The organism is Ruegeria sp. BHSB058 (genome assembly GCF_059613285.1).
The window spans coordinates 1-19913 of record NZ_JBXWSF010000076.1 but is presented as its reverse complement, the minus strand read 5'-3'; the positions used below and the strand labels follow the sequence as shown (position 1 = coordinate 19913).

Sequence of the window (19913 nt, the reverse complement as noted above, 5' to 3'; positions counted from 1 at the left end):
GTAGCGATCTGTTCCAGAGTCTTGCCTTCGACATCGGCGTTCTGCCTGATCCGTGGATGGTCGCGAAAGCGCTGAGCCTGCACCTCGCGCGCGGCCGCGACCCGAATGGCCACGGTAGCGGAACTGTCACCCGAAGGCGGCAGATCGAGATCCGTGAACCCGACCGGTGGCACTTCCATCCTCAAATCAAAGCGGTCCATCAGTGGGCCGGAGATGCGCCCCAGATAATCGTCGCCGCAATTAGGCGCACGGGCACAGGCCCGACCGGGATCGGTCAGATACCCGCACTTGCATGGGTTCGCGGCGGCCACCAGCATGAAACGGCAGGGATACTTCACGTGCGCATTGGCACGGGCAACCATGACCTCGCCGGTTTCGATTGGCTGGCGCAGGGTCTCCAGAACGGTGCGCGGAAACTCTGGAAACTCATCCATGAACAGAACGCCGTTATGGGCCAGCGAAATCTCGCCCGGTTTCGCCCCTTTGCCACCACCAACGATGGCGGCCATCGAAGCGGTATGGTGCGGTTCTCGAAAGGGGCGGGTCCGGCTGATCCCACCCTCATCCAGTAGTCCGCACAAGGACTGGATCATCGAGGTTTCCAGCGCCTCGGCGGCGGTCAATGGCGGTAGTATTCCAGGAATGCGTGCGGCAAGCATGGATTTTCCCGAGCCGGGCGTGCCGATCATGATCAGATGGTGCCGCCCGGCGGCGGCGATCTCAAGCGCACGTTTAGCTCGTTCCTGTCCTTTCACGTCGCGCAGGTCGCGGGGACAGGGAGACAAGTCAACCTCTCCCGGTTGGGCCTCGGGCAAGGGTGACTGGCCGGAAAAGTGCCGGACGACCGCGCCCAATGTATCTGCCCCGATCACCTGCGTGGCCCCAACCCAGGCTGCCTCGGCGCTGGAGGCGCGCGGGCAAAGCAGAATGCGGTCATGTTCGGCGGCAGTCATGGCGGCGGGCAGGGCTCCGACGACCGGCATCAGTGCGCCGTCCAGCGACAACTCACCCAACGCCACCGCGCCCTCGACCGCATCGTGTGGGATGATTTCCAGCGCGGCCAAAAGCGCCATGGCGATGGGCAGGTCGAAATGGCTGCCTTCCTTGGGCAGGTCGGCGGGTGACAGGTTGATCGTCACCCGCTTGGATGGCAACGCAATGGCCATCGAACTAAGCGCGCTGCGCACCCGGTCACGGGCTTCGGAGACCGCTTTGTCCGGCAGCCCGACGATGGAAAACGCGGGCAGACCCGGCGTGACGGCGCACTGCACCTCGACCGGGCGGGCCTCGACGCCTTGAAACGCGACGGTGTGGGCGCGGGCGACCATATTTCTCCTGCTCATGGTTAACAGGAGATTGCTAGCGTCATTTGAGTTTAAGAATGGTTAAAGCCTACCATGACTGACGACCGACCATGTCCACGAATTTGGGCCAGGCGTGCGGATCGGCGACGGTTTTGTCGCGGCAAAAGCGATTGCAAAAGCCCCATCGCTTCCCTTCCAGCTCAAGGAAATGCGTCACAGGTTCGCCGGAATAAGGGCAAACCGAGTTGATCGGGGGGCCGGTTTCAACGGTCTTGGCCTGCAATTCACCCCCAACGGGCCATGATTCGGTCGGCAGATCCTTGGAATAGGGAAATGGCTCATATCGAACCGTAAGACCCATCGCGCGCCATTGCCGCAAAGAGATATCCTTGAGCAGTTCGAGGCAATACTCACGATTGCCAGCCGAAACCGGCAGGCCATATCCAATGATGCGCGCGGCTACCGGAGTATAGAATACATCCGCCAACGAATAGTTGCCGAACAAGGGGCCGGAATCGCAGCCAGATACCGAACGGGCATGCGCCCAAAGTGTCTGAACGCGATCCACGTCCGCTAAGGTTCCAGACGACGGCACGAAGCCCTTGAAGCAATGCTTCAGCTGCATTGGGCATTCACTTCGCAGCGTATGAAATCCGGCTGCCATTTCAGCGCAAAGCCACCGGGCCGTGGCGCGCGCAGCCGGATCATCTGGCCAAAGGCCCGCATCCGGATGATTTTCGGCCAGTGTCTCTGCTATGGCCAGGCTTTCCCCTACTATCGTTCCATCCGGCAATCGAAGAGCCGGGACAAGTCGGGCAGGGGCCAGCGGCTGCATATCCGCGGCCATAGTGCCGGAATAAAGGCCAACAATGTGCGAGCGATAGGGGATACCGAATTTCTCAAGCATCAACCATCCGCGAAGGGACCAACTGGAAAACAGCCGGTCACCGATGAAAAGATCATATGTCATGCGTTGACGTTATTCGTGGTTTCAACGATCAGAAAACGATCATTTGTGAGTGGCGTCATCACGGCAGGTGATTGATCCGCCCTACCGACCATCCGGTGTCCAACCTGATGATCTCTGTGACGGACAGGTTGTCGATCCGGTGGCCAAAAGCCTCTTCTGCATTGATCTCCAATGCGCGCTGCACCTGACTGAGTATGACGCCAAAATGGGCCACGATGATCAGATCGCGCGCCCGATGGGTTGAAATCAACGCATCGATGGTATTGTCCACCCGCGCACGTACCTCGTTCCAGCTTTCTCCCTGCGGAGGGCGAACATCGCCCGGAAAGTCCCAATACGCGCGGGCCAGATGGGGGTCTTCGGCTTCGATCTCGGTATGTGATCGCAACTCCCAGGTACCGAAATTGATCTCCCGAAGACCGGCATGATGCGGTAACCGTCGTCGTGGGCCCTGAATGGCGCTCGCGGTATCAGCAGCGCGGGATAAGTCGGAGGAAATCACCAGGGCGTCTTGGGGAAGATGCGCGGCCAGACGCGCAATTGCCGCGTGATCACTCAAGTCGGCGGGAAGGTCGGACCAGCCGACCATTGTTTTGGCGTGGGTCGGGCCGTGGCGAACGAGGTGCAACCGGGTCACGGCAATCGCCCTTTCAAGACCGTAGGTAATCCTGCGGTGACCTGAACCACCAGATCGGCCTGCGCGGCCAAGGCGATGTTGAGCCGCCCTTGCGCTTCCCGGAACCGCCGCGCCAGCGCGTTGTCGGGCACGATGCCTTGACCGACTTCATTGCTGACGATGACTACCTGTGCAGCACAGTTTCGCAAAGCGACCTGAAGGTTCGCCGTTGCCTGTTCCAGATCGTTTTCGGCAAGCAGGTGGTTTGTGAGCCACATGGTCGCGCAGTCAATCAGGCAGACCTGATCTGAAGTCAGCTTGGAAAGGTGGGGTTCCAGATCCAAGGGAGATTCGATTGTGGTCCAGCCATCGCCGCGTTGTGCAATATGTTGCTCAATTTTTAGGCGCATCTCTTCATCAAACACTTGTGATGTGGCGAAATAAACGCGAGTTTTCTTAGTTGAAACAACGAGTTGCTCGGAAAATGCTGATTTCCCCGAAGCTGCGCCTCCAAGAATTAAGGTTAAACTGGGATGCACTTTTATTACCTTTCTAGTGATCCACTTGGTTTTGTCCTGCGTATCGACCGTATCAAAGCATGACAAGACCAACCCCGAGCCTGCAAATTGGGAGAGATGCATGGCACTGGACAACCCGCAAGAACTGTCGATTTCCAGACAGGCCATGAAGGCGGAACTTCTGGACGCCGAAACGGAACTGCGTCTGGCTTATGCTTGGCGCGACGAACGGGATGTTGAGGCGCTGCACCGCTTGATCAATGCCTACATGCGGTTGGCCATTTCGATGGCTGCAAAGTTCAAACGTTATGGCGCGCCGATGAATGACCTGATCCAGGAGGCCGGGCTTGGTCTGATGAAGGCCGCCGACAAATTCGATCCTGACCGTGGCGTACGCTTTTCCACCTATGCGGTCTGGTGGATCAAAGCCAGCATTCAGGACTATGTCATGCGCAACTGGTCGATGGTGCGTACCGGGTCTACTTCGTCACAAAAATCCCTGTTCTTCAACATGCGGCGGGTTCAGGCGCGGCTGGAACGGGAAGCGGTGAACGATGGTGTTGCGCTGGACAAACACCAGTTGCATCAGTTGATCGCGGCCGAGATCGGCGTTCCCCTTCGCGATGTCGAGATGATGGAGGGGCGGCTGTCGGGTTCGGATTTCTCTCTGAACGCCGTGCAGTCCGCTGAAGACGAGGGGCGCGAGTGGATAGACACGCTGGAAGATGAACGCGAACAGGCGGCGGAAGCGGTTGAAAACAGACACGATACCCGACAATTGCGTGAATGGCTTGTAACTGCGATGCAGGATCTGAACGAGCGCGAGCGGTTCATAGTGCGCGAACGCAAGTTGCGCGAACCGGCGCGCACGCTTGAAAGTCTTGGGCAGGAATTGAACTTGTCCAAAGAGCGCGTGCGACAATTGGAAGCCGCAGCCTTTGCCAAGATGCGCAAGTGCCTTGAAGCGCAATCGCGCGAGGTGCAACACTTCCTCGCATGAGACATATTTCGATTCTGATTGGTGCCTGTGTGGCATTTCTGACCGCTCCGTTTGGGGCGGCTTTGGCGTCTGATTCAATTCCGGCGGACGTGCTGGAACAGATGCAGCAGGCCGACGTTGTTCTGCTTGGCGAAACCCACGACAACCGGCACCATCATCTGCGTCAAGCCGAAGCCGTCGCGGCGATCAAACCCAAGGCGGTAGTCTGGGAAATGCTGACCGAAGAAGGCGCGGGGCGGGTCACGGCACAGGCGGTGTCTGACCCTGAGCGGTTGGCGACAACGCTGAAATGGGCTGAACTCGGCTGGCCGCCGCTGTCAATGTACCTCCCCGTGTTCAAGGCTTCGGCGGGGGCGCCGGTCTATGGCGGACTGGTTCCGCGACAGGCCGCTCAGGCTGCGATGGAAAGTGGCGTGGTGGCGGCCATGGGCGCGGACGCCGCACGATATGGTTTGACGATACCTTTGCCAGCCGATGAACAAGCGGCCCGCGAAGCCGATCAGCAGGCGGTCCATTGCGATGCGATGCCGCCCGAGATGCTGCCAAACCTTGTTGCAATTCAGCGCCTGCGAGATGCAGTTCTGACGAGGGCGATCTTGAGGGCAATCGAGGAAACCGGAGGTCCGGTTGCCGTCATCACCGGCAACGGGCACGCCCGCAAAGATCAGGGAATTCCCATATTTCTGACCAGGATGGAGCCGGGACTGCGCGTGTTTGCGTTGGGACAATCCGAAGACGGGGTGATAGGCGGCACGTTTGATGCAGTGATCGACAGCCCGGCGGCAAAGCGTGACGACCCTTGCGAGGTTTTCCGGAAAGAGGACTAGGCTTGCACTGATTATCCGCTGGCACATGCCAAGGCTCTTGCCTAATGTCAGGGCCGTCCGGATTGTGAGAGAGGCTGGGAATGCTGGCGTCGAAACGTATCTTGCTGATCATCGGGGGCGGGATTGCTGCCTATAAGTCGCTCGACCTGATCCGGCGTCTTCGTGAGCGAGGTGCGTCAGTGACACCGGTGCTTACAAAGGCCGGTGAAGAATTCGTAACCCCGTTGTCGGTTTCGGCTTTGGCTGGCGAGAAAGTCTATGGCGATTTGTTCGATCTGACGGATGAGGCCGAGATGGGCCATATTCAGCTGTCCCGTTCAGCCGATTTGGTGGTTGTTGCTCCAGTGACTGCAGATTTGATGGCCAAGATGGCGGCGGGTCTGGCGAACGATCTGGCCTCGACCCTTCTGATGGCGACAGACACGCCGGTCTTGTTGGCTCCCGCGATGAACGTGCGTATGTGGGGCCATCCCGCGACACAACGCAACCGGTCGCTCCTCGCTGCGGACGGGATCAGTTTCGTCGGTCCGAACGAAGGCGACATGGCCTGCGGCGAATACGGGCCGGGTCGCATGGCGGAGCCGATGGAGATCGTGTCCGCAATCGATCAGGCGCTGGGCAACGGCCCTCTAATGGGCAAGCGGATACTGGTGACGTCCGGGCCGACGCACGAACCGATCGACCCCGTTCGATACATCGCCAACCGATCTTCTGGGGCGCAGGGAACAGCCGTCGCACGGGCGCTGGCGGCTTTGGGGGCCGAGGTGGTTTTCGTGACTGGTCCTGCCGAGGTTCCGCCGCCCGCTGGGGTTCAGGTGATACGGGTTCAGACGGCGCAGGAGATGTCGGAGGCGGTGGACGCAGCCTTGCCAGTTGATGCCGGAGTTTTTGCTGCGGCAGTGGCGGATTGGAGGATGGCAAGCGCCTCGGACCGCAAGTTGAAGAAAAGCCGCGATGGATTACCGGTTCTGGACTTTGCCGAGAATCCCGACATCCTCAAACGCGTATCGCAGATGCAGACGGGCAGACCCGGACTGGTTGTGGGATTTGCTGCGGAAACCGATAATGTGATCGAGCACGCAACCGCCAAACGGGCTCGCAAGGGGTGCGACTGGATCGTGGCAAACGATGTCAGCCCCGCAACCGGGATCATGGGGGGAACCGAAAACGCTGTTGTTCTGATCACGGACGCAGGGGCCGAGGAATGGCCACGGATGGGCAAGGACGCGGTTGCGGTACAACTGGCTCAACGGATAGCGGCGGCACTGACCGAGTGAGTTTGCCTTGAGTGACCAATTTGAAGCGAAATAGCGAGGGGCGTGGAAATGGTGGCAATCCGTGTGATCCGGGACGAAGGCGCTGATCCCGATGTGGCGTTGCCGTCATACGAAACAGTGGGCGCCGCGGGTGCCGATGTCCGCGCCAATCTGCCCGACCGGGGCGTCATCACGCTGGAGCCGGGGCAGCGTGCGTTGGTGCCGACGGGTTTGAGGATCGAGATACCCGAAGGATTCGAGGTGCAGGTGCGGCCACGATCGGGGCTGGCACTCAAGCATGGGATCACCCTGCCCAATACGCCGGGTACTATCGACAGCGACTATCGCGGGCCACTTGGCGTAATCGTTCTGAACGCCGGGCAGGAACGGTTCGAGATCGCCCATGGCGACAGGATCGCGCAACTGGTGGTGGCCCCGGTGCTGCAGGCGCGTTTTGAGTTGGCCGAGGCGCTGTCGGATACCACGCGCGGTGCAGGCGGCTTTGGGTCGACGGGGCGCGGCTGATGCTTTTGGTTCTGGTTGTTGCCGCCGCGTTGTGGGGGCTTGGTTTCGCTATGGGGGTGTCACGCACGGCGCGGCTGATCCCGGTTGGCATCCTGTTCACCGGCGTTTTGCTGATACAATTCCTTTTGCCGGACGGCCATGGTTTGCGCGAAGCGACAGGAAAGTCGCCGGCGCTTTGGCTCATTCTGGGTGGGATGGTTGTTCTGGCGCTTGTCTATGCCCGCCTTCTTTCGGTATTGCACAGGAGGGCTGCTGCGAACCCCTCAGAGGAGACACCGGTGCCACAGGGCAAGTTTTCCGACAGTGAACTGGAGCGCTATGCCCGCCACATTGTTTTGCGCGAACTTGGCGGACCCGGGCAGAAAAAACTGAAACACGCCAAAGTTCTTGTGATTGGTGCCGGGGGGCTGGGCGCACCCGCGTTGCAATACCTTGCGGCTGCCGGGGTGGGAACCATAGGCGTGATCGATGACGATGTGGTCGAGAATGCCAACCTGCAACGCCAGGTGATCCACAGGGACGCCGATATCGGAACGCCCAAGGTGTTTTCCGCACAATCCGCGATGGAGGCGCAAAATCCCAATGTCGTTGTGCGCCCCTATCATCGCCGCCTGACCGAAGAGATCGCGCAGGAGCTGTTTGGCGACTATGATCTTATCCTCGATGGCACCGACAATTTTGACACCCGATATCTGGCCAATCGCACCGCAGTGGCGCTGGGCAAGCCTCTGATCTCGGGGGCGCTGGCACAGTGGGAGGGGCAACTTAGCGTATTCCACCCCGCGAAAAACGGTCCTTGCTATCAGTGCATCTTCCCCGCAGCTCCGGCTGCCGGCCTTGCTCCGTCGTGTTCCGAAGCCGGTGTAATCGGGCCGTTACCGGGGGTTGTCGGGTCAATGATGGCGGTGGAAGCAGTCAAACTGATCACCGGGGCAGGTGCCCCCTTGATCGGCGAGATGCTGATCTATGACGCGCTTTACGGCGAATCCCGCAAGATCACGCTTGGCAAGCGCGCCGATTGTCCGGTTTGCGGGTCAAGCGACTGACGGGCGAACCCTTATCCTACCCCAGTGCGCGATCAAGGTCCGCAATCAGATCCTCGGTATCTTCCAATCCCACCGACAGGCGAAAGACTCCGTCGCCGGCATAGGCGCTATAGGCCTCCAATTGCGCGCCCTCAAGACGGAATGATGTCTCCATCAGACCTGCTGTTTCCATCCAGAAAATCAGCGACCGGTGATGGCCCAGAGATACCGCATAATGGATCACTTCCAACCGGTCGATCATCTGTTGTGCCATGCGCCGCCCAGTGGCGGCATCCCCAACCTGGAACGAGATCATGCCTGACATGTTGCGCATCTGTCGTGCGGCCAGTTCCGCCTGCGGGTGCGACGGAAGGCCGGGGTAGATCACTTTGGTCACGCGCGGATCGGTATCCAGCCATTCCGCAACAGCCTGTGCGCCCATTTGGTGCGCCTTCATTCGCAGTGGAAGGGTTGCCGCCCCTCGTGCGATCAGCCATGCGTTGAAGGGCGACAATACGCTGCCATGGTGAATGGCTGCCTCGGCGCGCATGCGTCCGATCAGATCGGCAGACCCGGCCACCGCGCCACCGACTGCGTCGCCATGTCCGCCTATATATTTCGTGATCGAGTGCATCACCAGATCGACGCCCAGTCCTGCCGCATCCATGCCCAAGGGTGAAGCAAATGTAGCGTCGCAGCTCAGCAATGCATTTGCTCCCTTGGCGAGTTGCGAAACGGCCGCCAGATCGGTCAGCCGCCCGATCGGATTGACCGGGGTTTCAGTGTGGATCAGTTTCGTGTCTGGACGGATAGCTGCTGCGACGGCTTCCAGATCGGACATGTTCACTGCCGTCACCTCGATTCCCATCCGGGGCAGTGTGTCGCGTGCCAGTTCCGCTACTCCGGCATAAGAGACATCCGAGATGACAATATGGTCCCCTGCCGAGAGGAACGTGAAGAAAATGGCCGATGCGGCGGCCATGCCCGATGCCAGACACAGGCAGGACTCGGTTCCTTGCATGGCGGCAATCTTGGCTTCCAGCATTGCGACAGTGGGGTTGTTCCAGCGGGAATACAGATATCCCCCGGTTCCTTCTTCCAGATCATGAGCCGAGAACCCCGCCACCTGATCGGTCACGAAGGTCGAGCTCATGTGCAGTGCCGGGGCCGAAGCGCCTGTGGCCGCGTCCGGCCTTTCGCCAGCGTGAATGGCAGTAGTCATGGGGCCGCGGTGTCGGTCGGTTCTGGTCATGTCGTATCTCCCGTTTGGATCAACCTGCTTTTGTTGCAGCTGTATCGCAACCGGACATATGACAATGCGTGCTGTTTTGAGTGTCGCACCTCTGGACCAATCCGACGCGCGAACCTAGCTTGACCAGCAAAGGAGACATTCATGACCAACCCGATCCTTGCCGACTGGCAGACCCCATTCGAAATCGCCCCCTTTGACGACATCAAAGATGACGATTTCGAACCCGCGCTTGAGCAGGCTCTGGCCGCCCACAAGGCCGAGATCGGAGCAATTGCCTCCGACCCAGAAGCGCCGAGTTTTACCAACACGGTCGAGGCGCTAGAGGCGGCTGGGGATCTTGTCGACAAGGTGCTCGGCGTGTTTTTCACCGTTGCCGGGGCGGACAGCAACCCGAAACGCGAAGAGTTGCAGCGGGCCTTTTCACCCAGGCTGGCTGCGCATTTTTCCGAGATTTCGTCAAACAAGACGTTGTTTCGTCGTGTGGCCGCCGTATGGGATCAGCGGGACGAGTTGAACCTGACCGACGAACAACAGCGGGTTCTGATGCTGACCCATCGCGGCTTTATCCGGGCAGGGGCCGCGTTGGAAGGTGCGGATGACGTTCGGATGAAGGCAATCAAGTCCCGGCTTGCCGAACTTGGTACGGCCTTTACCCAAAACCTTCTGGCGGATGAGCGCGACTGGTTCATGCCGCTTTCCGAAAACGATCTCGAAGGATTGCCGAAATTTGTCGTCAGTGCTGCACGTGAGGCGGGCAAGGAAAAAAACGTGGAAGGACCGGTCGTCACTTTGTCGCGGTCTCTGATCGCGCCCTTCCTGCAGTTCACACCGCGCCGCGATCTGCGCGAGAGGGCTTATCGCGCTTGGGTCGCTCGCGGGGCCAATGGCGGGGAAACCGACAACCGGGCTCTTGCGACCGAGATCCTAAAGCTGCGCGAAGAACGCGCCCGGTTGCTCGGATATGACAACTTCGCGGCCTACAAGCTGGAAACCGAGATGGCCCGCACACCCGAGCGTGTGCGTGACTTGCTGATGCAGGTTTGGGAGCCGGCCAAGGCGCGGGCCGAGGCGGATACCAAGGTGTTGACCGACATGATGCAGGCCGACGGAATCAATGGAGAGCTAGAGCCGTGGGACTGGCGCTATTACGCGGAAAAGCGGCGCAAGGCCGAACATGATCTGGATGAGGCCGCGCTCAAGCCATATCTGCAACTCGATCGGATGATCGAGGCCGCGTTTGCTTGCGCGAACCGCCTGTTCGGTCTGGAATTTCGCCCGCTGGACGTCCCACTCTATCATCCCGATTGCCGCGCATGGGAAGTGACGCGGGGCGGGCAACACATCGCGGTGTTCATCGGGGATTATTTCGCGCGGGGCTCGAAACGGTCGGGCGCGTGGTGTAGCGCGATGCGGCAACAGGCGATATTCCCCAAAACGCAAGCGCCTGTGGTCATCAATGTCTGCAACTTCGCCAAAGGCGATCCGGCCCTCTTGTCCTATGACGATGCACGCACGCTGTTTCACGAATTCGGCCATGCCTTGCACCAGATCTTGTCGAATGTGACCTATGAGAGCATTTCGGGAACGTCGGTCGCGCGGGATTTCGTGGAATTGCCCAGCCAGCTTTATGAGCACTGGCTGGAAGTGCCCGAAGTTCTGTCTGAATTCGCGACCCATGCCGAAACCGGTGAACCGATGCCGCCCGAGATGCTGAAAAAGGTCCTGGAAGCCGCGAATTTTGATCAGGGCTTTCAGACGGTCGAATATGTGGCATCTGCGCTTGTCGATCTGGCCTTTCACGACGGCGTGGCCCCAGCCGACCCGATGGCGAAACAAGCCGAGGTTCTGGCGGAACTCGGGATGCCTCATGCAATCGGCATGCGCCACGCCACGCCGCATTTTGCCCATGTCTTTGCAGGGGACGGATACAGCTCGGGGTATTACAGCTACATGTGGTCCGAGGTAATGGATGCGGACGCATTCTCAGCTTTCGAAGAAGCGGGCGGCGCATTTGACCGGGAGCAGGCAAAGGCACTGGAAGACAACATTCTGTCGACTGGTGGGTCGAAAGAGGCAGAAGAGTTGTATCTGGCGTTCCGTGGCCGCATGCCGGGTGTCGATGCCCTGCTCAAGGGGCGTGGATTGATCGCTGCCTGAACGCGCAGATTTCGCCTCTGGCGACCGTGTTTTGCACGAAAAGAAAAGGGCGGGAGGTCAGTATCCCGCCTCGCGATCCACCAGATGCAGCAACGGTTCGCCGGATTCGCTGCGACGGATGTTGTCGACGATCACCTGAGCGGCTGTCGCCGGGCGGGTTTCCGAGGCGATATGCGGCGTTACTGTGACTTTGGAATGTGACCAATAGGGATGGTCCTTGGGCAGTGGCTCGGTTCGGAAAACATCAAGTGTGGCATGACCGATTTGGTCCGTGTCCAGCGCTGCCAGCAATGCATTGTCGTCAATCAACGGGCCGCGGCCGGGATTGATGATCCGGGCGCCCTTGGGCATCAGCGCCAGTGTTTCCGCATTCAGGGTGTTTTCCGTCGCGGGCGTGTCCGGCATAAGCAGAACGGCTATCTCGGCGGTCGAAAGCGCCTGATGCAATCCTTCCGTTCCGCTGAAACAACGGATTCCAGGGAACTCCTTGAGTGTACGAGACCAACCGGTGACGTCGAAATTCAAGGCCACCAGCGCTCGTGCCGCGGCCTCGCCCAAGGCGCCAAGGCCAAGAATACAGACGGTACGATCCTGTGCCAGTGGCGGAACCTTCTGCAGCCAGTCCCCGTTCAGGCCATGAATGTGGGCATCCATGCCAAGGTGATACCGTAAGACGTGGCCGACAACCCATTCTGTCATCCCCTGCGTCAAGCCATGATCGACCATCCGCACCAACGGCACCGTCAGGGTTTTGTTTCCCACGATAGTCTCGACACCTGCCCATAAGCTCAGAACCGCCTTGAGGCGTGTCATCGGGGTGAAATCCTGCAAACCTCCATTGGGGGCATACACAACATAGTCGACTTCGGCAGGGTCGAATTGTGTGTTTAGAGTGAAATCCAGCCCGGCATCGCTTAGATTCCGAAGCAGCAGTGGCTCGTAGATTGGCCAAAGGGCAGGGCGGGCGGAGAAAAGCACATTGATTGTCAAAGTCACAGCTTTCGGCGGTTATCGGGGATTGTGGATGTGAGCGCTTTGCACGATGCCAAAGGCTGCCATCAGAACCAACATCGCCGACCCGCCATAGCTGACCATCGGCAGCGGGACGCCAACGACGGGGGCCAGGCCCATCACCATGGACATGTTGACCGCGAAGAACAGAAAGAAGTTGAGCGAGATTCCGAGCGTGACCAGTGACGAGAAACGGTCTTTTGTTTTCAGCGCCGTGGCCAGGCAGAACACCAGTATCAGCGTATAAAGGGACAGAAGCGAAAAGCCGCCCACGAACCCGAATTCTTCGGCCAGGGTGGTGAAGATGAAGTCGGTGTGCTTTTCGGGCAGAAAATTCAGCCGCGACTGGGTACCCTGCATGAAACCGCGCCCGTTCCAGCCGCCTGACCCCAATGCGATCTTGGACTGGGTGATGTGATATCCGGCACCCAAGGGATCGGTCGAGGGGTCCAGAAAGGTGTCGATGCGGCGGAACTGATAGTCCTTGAGCAGTTGCCAGTCGGTATCCCGACTTTTGAATACTGTGGAAATCAATCCGACGCCCGCCGCGATGACTGCAACAAAATAGGCCCAGTGGACCCCGGCCAGAAACATCAGGCCGCCCCCCGCCGCAAGCAGCAGGATCGACGTGCCAAGATCGGGTTGTTTGAGAACCAGAGCAGTCGGCAAGAGGATCAGAAGTACCGGCAGAAGTACCCAAAGCGGGCGTGATGTCTTGTGCTCGGGCAGCCAATCGTAATAGGCCGCAAGAACCATAACCAAGGTAATCTTCATCAATTCCGACGGTTGCAGCCGCATGAACCCAAGATCGATCCAGCGCTGTGCGCCCATGCCGACCGTGCCCATGATCTCGACCAGAACCAAAAGTGTGATTGAGACCAGATAAGCCAGAACTGACATGTTGCGCCAGAACCAGATTGGGACCATGGCCACCACGAACATGACCACCAACCCAAGCCCAAAGCGCTCGATTTGGGGTTTGGCCCAGGGGGTGAATGAACCGCCCGCCACCGAGTAAAGCATCAGAAACCCGACACTGGCCACGCTGGCCAACAACAGGGTAAGCGGCCAGTTCAAATACAGAAACTTGCGAAACCCGGTGGGCGTGGATTTGACGGAATGCTCAAGATAGCTCATGCACGATCTTTCTCGTCTGGACGTGCCTTAGGTCGCTGATCGCTTTCGATCCTTGCCTGCTGTTCCTTTATTTGTTCGCGATCAGCGACCGGATAAGCTTCGAGCGGCGGAGTTCCCTCGTACAGCGCTTGTAGCATGATGTCCCGCGCAACCGGGGCAGCGGCCTTAGATCCGCCACCGCCATGTTCGACCACGACCGAAACCGCGTACTTGGGATTTTCGAATGGGGCAAAGCAGACAAAAAGCGCGTGGTCTCGGCGTTCCCAAGGAAGGTCCTCGTTCCGGATCACCCCGGCGGCCCGTTCGGCAGCGGTGATGTTGCGTACCTGACTGGTGCCGGTCTTGCCCGCCATCCGAAAGGCGTCTTCGATGATGCGGCTGCGATAGGCCGTACCGCGCCGGTCGTTCGAGACGGCAAACATAGCCCGGCGCAACTGAAGAAGGTTGTTCTGGTTGATGTCCAGCGCCTCACCCGCCCCCGAGGGCTGTTCCATTCCGTCAATGGACTTGACGAGTCGGGGCGTGACCGCGCGACCAGTGGCGATGCGCGCGGACATCACCGCCAACTGCAGCGGCGAGGCCAGCATGAAGCCTTGGCCGATCGATGAGTTCGCCGTATCGCCAATCAGCCATTCCTGACCGTGAACGCGGGATTTCCATTCCTGGTTCGGGGCAAGCCCTTCGGCAACTGCGGACATTGGAATGTCGTGCCTGATGCCCAAGCCGAATTTGTTGGCCATCTCCGATATCCGGTCGATACCGACCTTCAGTGCGACGTCATAGTAATAAACGTCGCAGCTTTGCTTGAGCGAGTTGAGCAGGTTCATGTGCCCATGCCCGCCGCGCTTCCAGCAGTGGAAGCGCCGACTGCCGACCTTGTGGAAACCGGGACAATAGACCGTGTCCTCGGAACCGATAATCCCCGCTTCAAGCGCGGCCATCGCCGTGATCATCTTGAAGGTCGAACCGGGCGGATAAGTGCCCTGAACGCTCTTGTTCGCCAGCGGGCGGTATTTGTTCTCGGTCAGCGCCCGGTAGTCCGCAACAGATATTCCGCTGACGAACAGGTTCGGATCAAAGCTCGGAGCCGAAGCGATGGCTCGCAAATCGCCGGTTTCGCAGTCAATGACAACGGCAGCCGCGCTTTCGCCTGCCAACCGTGCCTGTGCGTATTGTTGCAGGTCCGCGTCGATCGAAAGTTGCAGGTCGGCCCCGGCCTGACCTTCGCGCCGGTCAAGCTCGCGCATGATACGGCCCGTTGCGTTGACCTCGACCCGCTTCGCCCCGGCCTTGCCGCGCAGGATGTCTTCTTTCTTGGCCTCCAGGCCCACCTTGCCGATCTGGAAACGCGGGATGCGCAGCACCGGTTCCGGATCGGACATCTGGCTGAGATCATAGTCGCTGACCGGGCCGACATAGCCTACAACATGCGCGAAATCCTCATAGCGGGGATAGGCGCGGGCCAGACCGACCTCGGGCGTTATGCCGGGCAGGGCGGGCGCGTTGATGGCGACCTTCGAGATATCTTCCCACGTCACGTGATCGGCAAGTGTCACTGGCAGGAAAGGTGCCGAGCGGCGCATCTCGGCGCGGGCACGTTCCAGTTCTTCCTCGCTGAGCGGGATAAGCTTGGAGAGGTTGGCAATGACCTGTTCGACGTCTCCGGCGTCTTCGCGCACGATGACGATTCGATATGAAGGAGAGTTCTGACCGATAATCTTGCCGTTGCGGTCGAAAATCTCTCCTCGGTTCGGTGGGATCAGGCGAATGTTGATCCGGTTTTCCTCGGCCAGAAGACGGAACTGGTCGGCCTGCTCGACCTGCAAGTGTCTCATCCGCATGGTCAGCCCGCCGATGAATGCCGCTTGCATCCCGCCAAGGACCAGTGCGCGCCGTGAAAATCGGCGGTGGATACGGCCAAGCTCTTTGGGATTGCGTTTCATGCGCGACCTCCCAATGCTTCCGTCTCGGCGGCAGTCAGCCGCCTTATGCCAAGGACCGATTGACTGACCCAGACAACAAGCGGATATGCGGCAATGGTCAGAACAAGTTGCAAGGTAACCAGCCAGATCGAAACCAGTTCGACCGAGGTCAGGCCGAGGATGAGGCGATTACCAAGTGTTATCGCGGTGAGAACAGTGGCCACGGTTATCCATTCGCCGACAATACCTGCATCCCGGGTCGTGGCGGAAATCGTCCTCAGATAAGCACAGGCTCCGACGGTCAGAGCAGACAGCAGGCCTGGCGGGCGCTGCAATAAAAGATCTGCCATAAGCATTACAAAGGCGACGAGTAGTATCGGAACATAGTCAGGACGCCGCAATGTCCAGGCAAAGGTCATGGCGAGCAGCAGATCGGGCGGGGCCCATCTGGAGGGCAAAGTGTTCAACGGCAGCAGATGAAAGAACAAGATGACCAAGGCCACCCCGGCATAGAGCGCACGCATCATCCACGGATAAGAGGGTGACAGCCTATCCATCCGCGGCCTCCTCTGGTTGCAACGCAGCCGCAGGGCGGTCCGGCGTCACGATGCCACCGGGATCGGAGATCGGCTGGGCCGGATGATAACGCAGCACGCGCAGAAACTCGAGACGCTCGAAATCCGCAGACAGCCTGACCCGCAGGCGACCTCCGGGGTCTTGGGCGACCTGTCCGATCAGCAAACCAGCGGGAAAGACGCCACCATCCCCCGACGAAACTACGCGGTCTCCGGGGCGCACCAGTTCTCGGTTTTCCAGAAAATCGATTGCGGGGGCGGCGGTGTTGTCCCCGGCCACCAAAGCCGTCTGGCCCGATGGCTGGATTGTGGCAGGTATCGAGCTGGCGGCATCCGTCAACAGGATCACCCGCGCGGTATCGGCGCCGACGCCGGATATCCTCCCGACAAGCCCGATCCCGTCCATCGCAGCCCAGCCGTCGACGATGCCATCCCTCGCCCCCACATTCAGCAGAACCGATTGCCGGAAAGGAGAACCGCTGTCTGCCATCACGACGCCGGTGATATAAGTCAGGCGTGGATCGAGGCGTACGTTGTTGAGATCGAGCAGGCGCGCATTTTCCTGTTCCAGCTGCAACGCGGCTTCTTTCCACGCCCGCATCTGCCGCAATTCGCTGCGCAATTCGCGGTTCTGTTCACTCAGCCGCTGATAACTCTGGAAATCCCGGAAAAGGTTGATGGCACCGGTTACCGGCACCATCGCCCACTCCATGGAGGGGACAACCTCGTCTACGACGTGCGCGCGGAACCTTTCGACCCGGGGGCTGTCTATCCGCCAGACCAGAAAGATGCCGAAAAGGCACAGCAACAAAACCCCCAAAAGCAGGCGGCGCAGGGGGGCGGTAAAGTCGTCACGCTGTGATCGGTCCTTTGCCACGGGACTCCCTCGGGTGCATGTCGCGCCGTTGCGTTGACACTTGGGTCAGAGGGTGCGCGCCTCAGCTGTCGTAGTCAATCGCGTGGCGCAGTTGTTTTTCATATTCCAGGGCTTTTCCGGTGCCGAGCGCAACGCAGTTCAGGCTTTCATCCGCGATGGAAACGGCCAACCCGGTCTGTTCGCGCAGCGCCAGATCCAAATCGCCCAACAGGGCACCACCACCGGTCAGCATCACGCCACGGTCAACGATGTCGGCGGCCAGATCCGGCGGGGTGGTTTCCAACGCGGTCATCACAGCCTCGCAGATCTGCTGCACCGGCTCCGACAGCGCTTCTGCCACCTGCGCCTGGCTGATCTCGATCTCTTTCGGAACGCCGTTCAGCAGGTCGCGACCCCTGATCTGCATTGATTGGCCACGCCCGTCATCGGGCATGCGCGCGGTACCGATTGTGGTCTTGATCCGCTCGGCGGTGGATTCGCCCACCAAAAGGTTCTGTTGGCGGCGCAGATAGTTGATGATTGCCTCGTCCATCCTGTCGCCACCAACGCGGATCGATCGGGCATAGACGATATCGCCTAGGCTGAGCACGGCCACTTCGGTCGTGCCGCCGCCGATATCCACGACCATGTTGCCGGTCGGATCCGTAATCGGCATACCCGCCCCGATGGCCGCTGCAATGGGTTCGGCAATCAGGCCCGCGCGGCGCGCGCCGGCGCTCAGAACGGATTGGCGGATTGCGCGTTTTTCGACAGGGGTGGCACCGTGCGGAACGCAGACGATGACCTTGGGCTTCGAAAAGGTTGAACGCTTGTGCACCTTGCGGATGAAATGCTTGATCATCTCTTCGGCCGTGTCGAAATCCGCGATCACCCCTTCGCGCATCGGGCGGATCGCCTCGATGGAGCCGGGCGTGCGACCAAGCATCAGCTTGGCATCTTCGCCCACGGCAAGCACCTTTTTGACGCCATCCTTGACGTGATAGGCGACCACGGAAGGTTCGCTCAGGATAATGCCGCGGCCCTTGACGTAAACCAGCGTGTTCGCGGTCCCAAGGTCGATAGCCATGTCCGACGAGAACAGGCCGCCCAGATTACCAAAGATCCCCATGTATGTGGTCCTGCTTGCCAAAATTATTCTTGTTCCCACGACTCGACGGGTCGGGGACGGATGACTTATAGGGCGCGAAGCCGCCCGGTAAAAGGGCTGATTCCAATCAAATCAGCGCCTTTTCGCCTCTTTCGGAAGGACTTTAGAAGCAACCATGCTGTCGTATCAACACATTTACCACGCAGGAAATCTGGCGGATGTGCAAAAGCATGCGTTGCTGGCCTCGGCGCTGGAATATCTGACCCGCAAGGACAAACCGCTGAGCTATGTCGAAACCCACGCGGGGCGCGGCCGGTACCAGCTGGACGGGGCTGAGGCCAAACGCACGGGCGAGGCGGCGGCGGGGATCGAACGCGCCCGGCGCGAGGCATGGTTTGATGCGGGCCACCCCCTGACTCGGGCGCTTGAAACGGTGCAGTCGCGATATGGCGAGACGACCTATCCGGGATCTCCGCTGATCGCGGCAAGCCTGTTGCGGTCGCAAGATAGTTTGCATTTTGCAGAACTGCACCCGCAGGAACACGCCGCTTTGGTTGCAACGATGAAACCCTTCGCCGCCAGGGTTTACAGGCAGGACGGGTTCGAACTGGCGCAATCGTTGCTGCCGCCCTCGCCCCGGCGCGGGATGATGTTGATTGATCCAAGCTATGAGGTAAAGTCCGAGTATGACCGCCTGCCCGGCCTTGTCGCGAAAATGCACCGGGCCTGGAACGTCGGCGTCATCGCGCTGTGGTATCCGATCCTGATTGATGCTCGCCACAAGGCCATGTTGCAGGCACTGGAAGGGCAGAGCCTGCCCAAAACGCTGCGCCACGAAGTGCGGTTTCCGCCTGTGCGCGAGGGGCACAGGATGATCGGCTCGGGCATGTTTTTTGTGAATGCTCCCTTTGGTCTTGAGGATGAAATTGCACGGCTTGACCGGATCTTTGGACGCCTCTGAGGCAACCGCCATCACGGATGTGGCGTCCGGAATGATCCTGCATAGGTTGCGCTCCATCAAAACCCTTGGATATCTACCCGCACCGAGCCTAGAATGCCCTGACGGAGGGGCGCGATGGATCGAAGACTGGCTGCCGTATTGGCCGCAGACATGGTTGGGTACAGCCGATTGATGGAAGCCGATGAGGCGGGAACGCTCGCCCGGCTCAGGACACATCGCATCGAACTGATCGATCCGGCAATCACCAAGAATCGCGGTAAGATCATCAAGACGACGGGGGACGGAATGCTGGTGGAATTCGCCAGTGCGCTTGATGCCGTTGCTTGTGCCGTCGAAGTCCAGAGCCGGATGCTTCGCCGCAATATCGATGTTCCCGAAAGTCAGCGCATCCAGTTTCGGATCGGCATCAATCTGGGTGATATCATATTCGAAGAAAACGACATCTTTGGCAGTGGCGTCAACGTCGCCGCGCGGCTGGAACAGGCGGCAGGGGTGGGCGACGTCGTGATTTCGGGCGCCGTACACGATCAGGTTCGTCAGCAAATGGAGCTGGGTTTCGAAGATTTGGGAGAGCTCGCGCTCAAGAATATTTCGCACGCGGTGCACGCCTATCGCGTAGAACTGGACAAGCCCAAGGCAAGCTCGGCTTCCAAAGACACTTCGAAAGACGAAGACACCCGCGTTGTGAAACCCACAATCGCGGTCCTGCCTTTTGCCAATATGAGCGGCGATACCGAGCAGGAGTTCTTTGTCGATGGCCTGACCGAGGATCTGTTGACCGAGCTCAGCCGCCGACGCGAGCTGTTTGTCATCTCGCGAAACTCGGTTTTCGTCTACAAGGGGCAGTCGGTCAATATTCGCGAGGTGGCCGGGAAACTTGGGGCCCAGTACAT

19 protein-coding genes are annotated in these 19913 nt (G+C 59.6%); 8 read left to right on the top strand and 11 right to left on the bottom strand.

The genetic code is table 11. The features are described from left to right. The 4 genes from AC2FNB_RS16560 to cobU all read right to left on the bottom strand — a co-directional run. Window positions 1-1328: YifB family Mg chelatase-like AAA ATPase (locus tag AC2FNB_RS16560; RefSeq protein WP_496747994.1), on the bottom strand; the 1328-nt coding region annotated here is incomplete at its 3' end. 64 nt (window positions 1329-1392) lie between these two features. Beyond that, complete coding sequence (locus AC2FNB_RS16555) at window positions 1393-2274, bottom strand: glutathione S-transferase N-terminal domain-containing protein (RefSeq protein WP_496747992.1); 882 nt, start codon at window positions 2272-2274, stop codon at window positions 1393-1395. Between the two features lie 58 nt (window positions 2275-2332). Further along, window positions 2333-2911 carry a histidine phosphatase family protein gene (locus AC2FNB_RS16550; protein ID WP_480751770.1) on the bottom strand — a complete coding sequence of 193 codons (579 nt, stop codon included), beginning with the start codon at window positions 2909-2911 and terminating at the stop codon, window positions 2333-2335. Then, window positions 2908-3429 (bottom strand): bifunctional adenosylcobinamide kinase/adenosylcobinamide-phosphate guanylyltransferase, encoded by a 522-nt coding sequence (gene cobU / locus AC2FNB_RS16545; RefSeq protein ID WP_496747995.1) that lies wholly within the window; start codon window positions 3427-3429, stop codon window positions 2908-2910. Before cobU ends, AC2FNB_RS16550 begins: the two co-directional genes overlap by 4 nt. 100 nt (window positions 3430-3529) lie before the next feature. Here cobU and AC2FNB_RS16540 point away from each other — a divergent pair, with 100 nt between their 5' ends. The 5 genes from AC2FNB_RS16540 (at window position 3530) to AC2FNB_RS16520 (ending at window position 8062) form a co-directional block, all read left to right on the top strand. Continuing rightward, window positions 3530-4408, top strand: a complete 879-nt coding sequence (locus AC2FNB_RS16540) for an RNA polymerase factor sigma-32 (RefSeq protein WP_496747990.1) — start codon at window positions 3530-3532, stop codon at window positions 4406-4408. Then, window positions 4405-5235: a ChaN family lipoprotein gene (locus AC2FNB_RS16535; RefSeq protein ID WP_496747989.1), complete on the top strand. Its 831-nt coding sequence runs from the start codon at window positions 4405-4407 to the stop codon at window positions 5233-5235. The genes AC2FNB_RS16540 and AC2FNB_RS16535 overlap by 4 nt, the downstream gene beginning before the upstream one ends. 80 nt (window positions 5236-5315) lie before the next feature. Continuing rightward, the gene (gene coaBC, locus AC2FNB_RS16530) at window positions 5316-6512 is read left to right on the top strand and encodes a bifunctional phosphopantothenoylcysteine decarboxylase/phosphopantothenate--cysteine ligase CoaBC (RefSeq protein WP_480751774.1); all 1197 of its coding nucleotides are present in this window, start codon (window positions 5316-5318) and stop codon (window positions 6510-6512) included. A gap of 48 nt (window positions 6513-6560) precedes the next feature. Then, a complete protein-coding gene (gene dut, locus AC2FNB_RS16525; protein WP_480751776.1) occupies window positions 6561-7016 on the top strand; it encodes a dUTP diphosphatase in 456 nt (151 codons plus the stop codon). Then, window positions 7016-8062 (top strand): HesA/MoeB/ThiF family protein, encoded by a 1047-nt coding sequence (locus tag AC2FNB_RS16520; RefSeq protein WP_480751778.1) that lies wholly within the window; start codon window positions 7016-7018, stop codon window positions 8060-8062. The genes dut and AC2FNB_RS16520 overlap by 1 nt, the downstream gene beginning before the upstream one ends. A 16-nt stretch (window positions 8063-8078) precedes the next feature. Here AC2FNB_RS16520 and AC2FNB_RS16515 read toward each other — a convergent pair whose 3' ends face one another. Further along, window positions 8079-9293 carry a trans-sulfuration enzyme family protein gene (locus AC2FNB_RS16515; protein WP_496747987.1) on the bottom strand — a complete coding sequence of 405 codons (1215 nt, stop codon included), beginning with the start codon at window positions 9291-9293 and terminating at the stop codon, window positions 8079-8081. A gap of 141 nt (window positions 9294-9434) precedes the next feature. On the opposite strand from AC2FNB_RS16515, the gene AC2FNB_RS16510 reads away from it, so the two are divergent. After that, window positions 9435-11450 (top strand): M3 family metallopeptidase, encoded by a 2016-nt coding sequence (locus tag AC2FNB_RS16510; protein ID WP_496747985.1) that lies wholly within the window; start codon window positions 9435-9437, stop codon window positions 11448-11450. A gap of 57 nt (window positions 11451-11507) precedes the next feature. Here the strand turns inward: AC2FNB_RS16510 and AC2FNB_RS16505 are convergent, their stop codons facing one another. The 6 genes from AC2FNB_RS16505 to AC2FNB_RS16480 form a co-directional block, all read right to left on the bottom strand. Continuing rightward, window positions 11508-12440: a 2-hydroxyacid dehydrogenase gene (locus AC2FNB_RS16505; RefSeq protein ID WP_480751782.1), complete on the bottom strand. Its 933-nt coding sequence runs from the start codon at window positions 12438-12440 to the stop codon at window positions 11508-11510. A gap of 18 nt (window positions 12441-12458) precedes the next feature. Beyond that, window positions 12459-13598, bottom strand: coding sequence for a rod shape-determining protein RodA (rodA, locus tag AC2FNB_RS16500; protein ID WP_480751784.1), 1140 nt, complete (start codon window positions 13596-13598; stop codon window positions 12459-12461). After that, entirely contained in the window at window positions 13595-15541 is a 1947-nt protein-coding gene (gene mrdA / locus AC2FNB_RS16495) for a penicillin-binding protein 2 (RefSeq protein WP_480751785.1), read from the bottom strand. The genes rodA and mrdA overlap by 4 nt, the downstream gene beginning before the upstream one ends. Beyond that, window positions 15538-16077 carry a rod shape-determining protein MreD gene (locus AC2FNB_RS16490; RefSeq protein ID WP_496747983.1) on the bottom strand — a complete coding sequence of 180 codons (540 nt, stop codon included), beginning with the start codon at window positions 16075-16077 and terminating at the stop codon, window positions 15538-15540. Before AC2FNB_RS16490 ends, mrdA begins: the two co-directional genes overlap by 4 nt. Beyond that, the gene (mreC, locus tag AC2FNB_RS16485; protein ID WP_480751787.1) at window positions 16070-16972 is read right to left on the bottom strand and encodes a rod shape-determining protein MreC; all 903 of its coding nucleotides are present in this window, start codon (window positions 16970-16972) and stop codon (window positions 16070-16072) included. Before mreC ends, AC2FNB_RS16490 begins: the two co-directional genes overlap by 8 nt. A gap of 61 nt (window positions 16973-17033) precedes the next feature. Continuing rightward, complete coding sequence (locus tag AC2FNB_RS16480) at window positions 17034-18080, bottom strand: rod shape-determining protein (RefSeq protein ID WP_480751789.1); 1047 nt, start codon at window positions 18078-18080, stop codon at window positions 17034-17036. Between the two features lie 154 nt (window positions 18081-18234). Here AC2FNB_RS16480 and AC2FNB_RS16475 point away from each other — a divergent pair, with 154 nt between their 5' ends. Both AC2FNB_RS16475 and AC2FNB_RS16470 read left to right on the top strand, forming a co-directional pair. Beyond that, window positions 18235-19020: a 23S rRNA (adenine(2030)-N(6))-methyltransferase RlmJ gene (locus tag AC2FNB_RS16475; RefSeq protein ID WP_480751790.1), complete on the top strand. Its 786-nt coding sequence runs from the start codon at window positions 18235-18237 to the stop codon at window positions 19018-19020. 114 nt (window positions 19021-19134) lie between these two features. Next, window positions 19135-19913, top strand: a 779-nt coding sequence (locus AC2FNB_RS16470; RefSeq protein WP_496747982.1) for an adenylate/guanylate cyclase domain-containing protein, incomplete at its 3' end; no start/stop codon positions are given.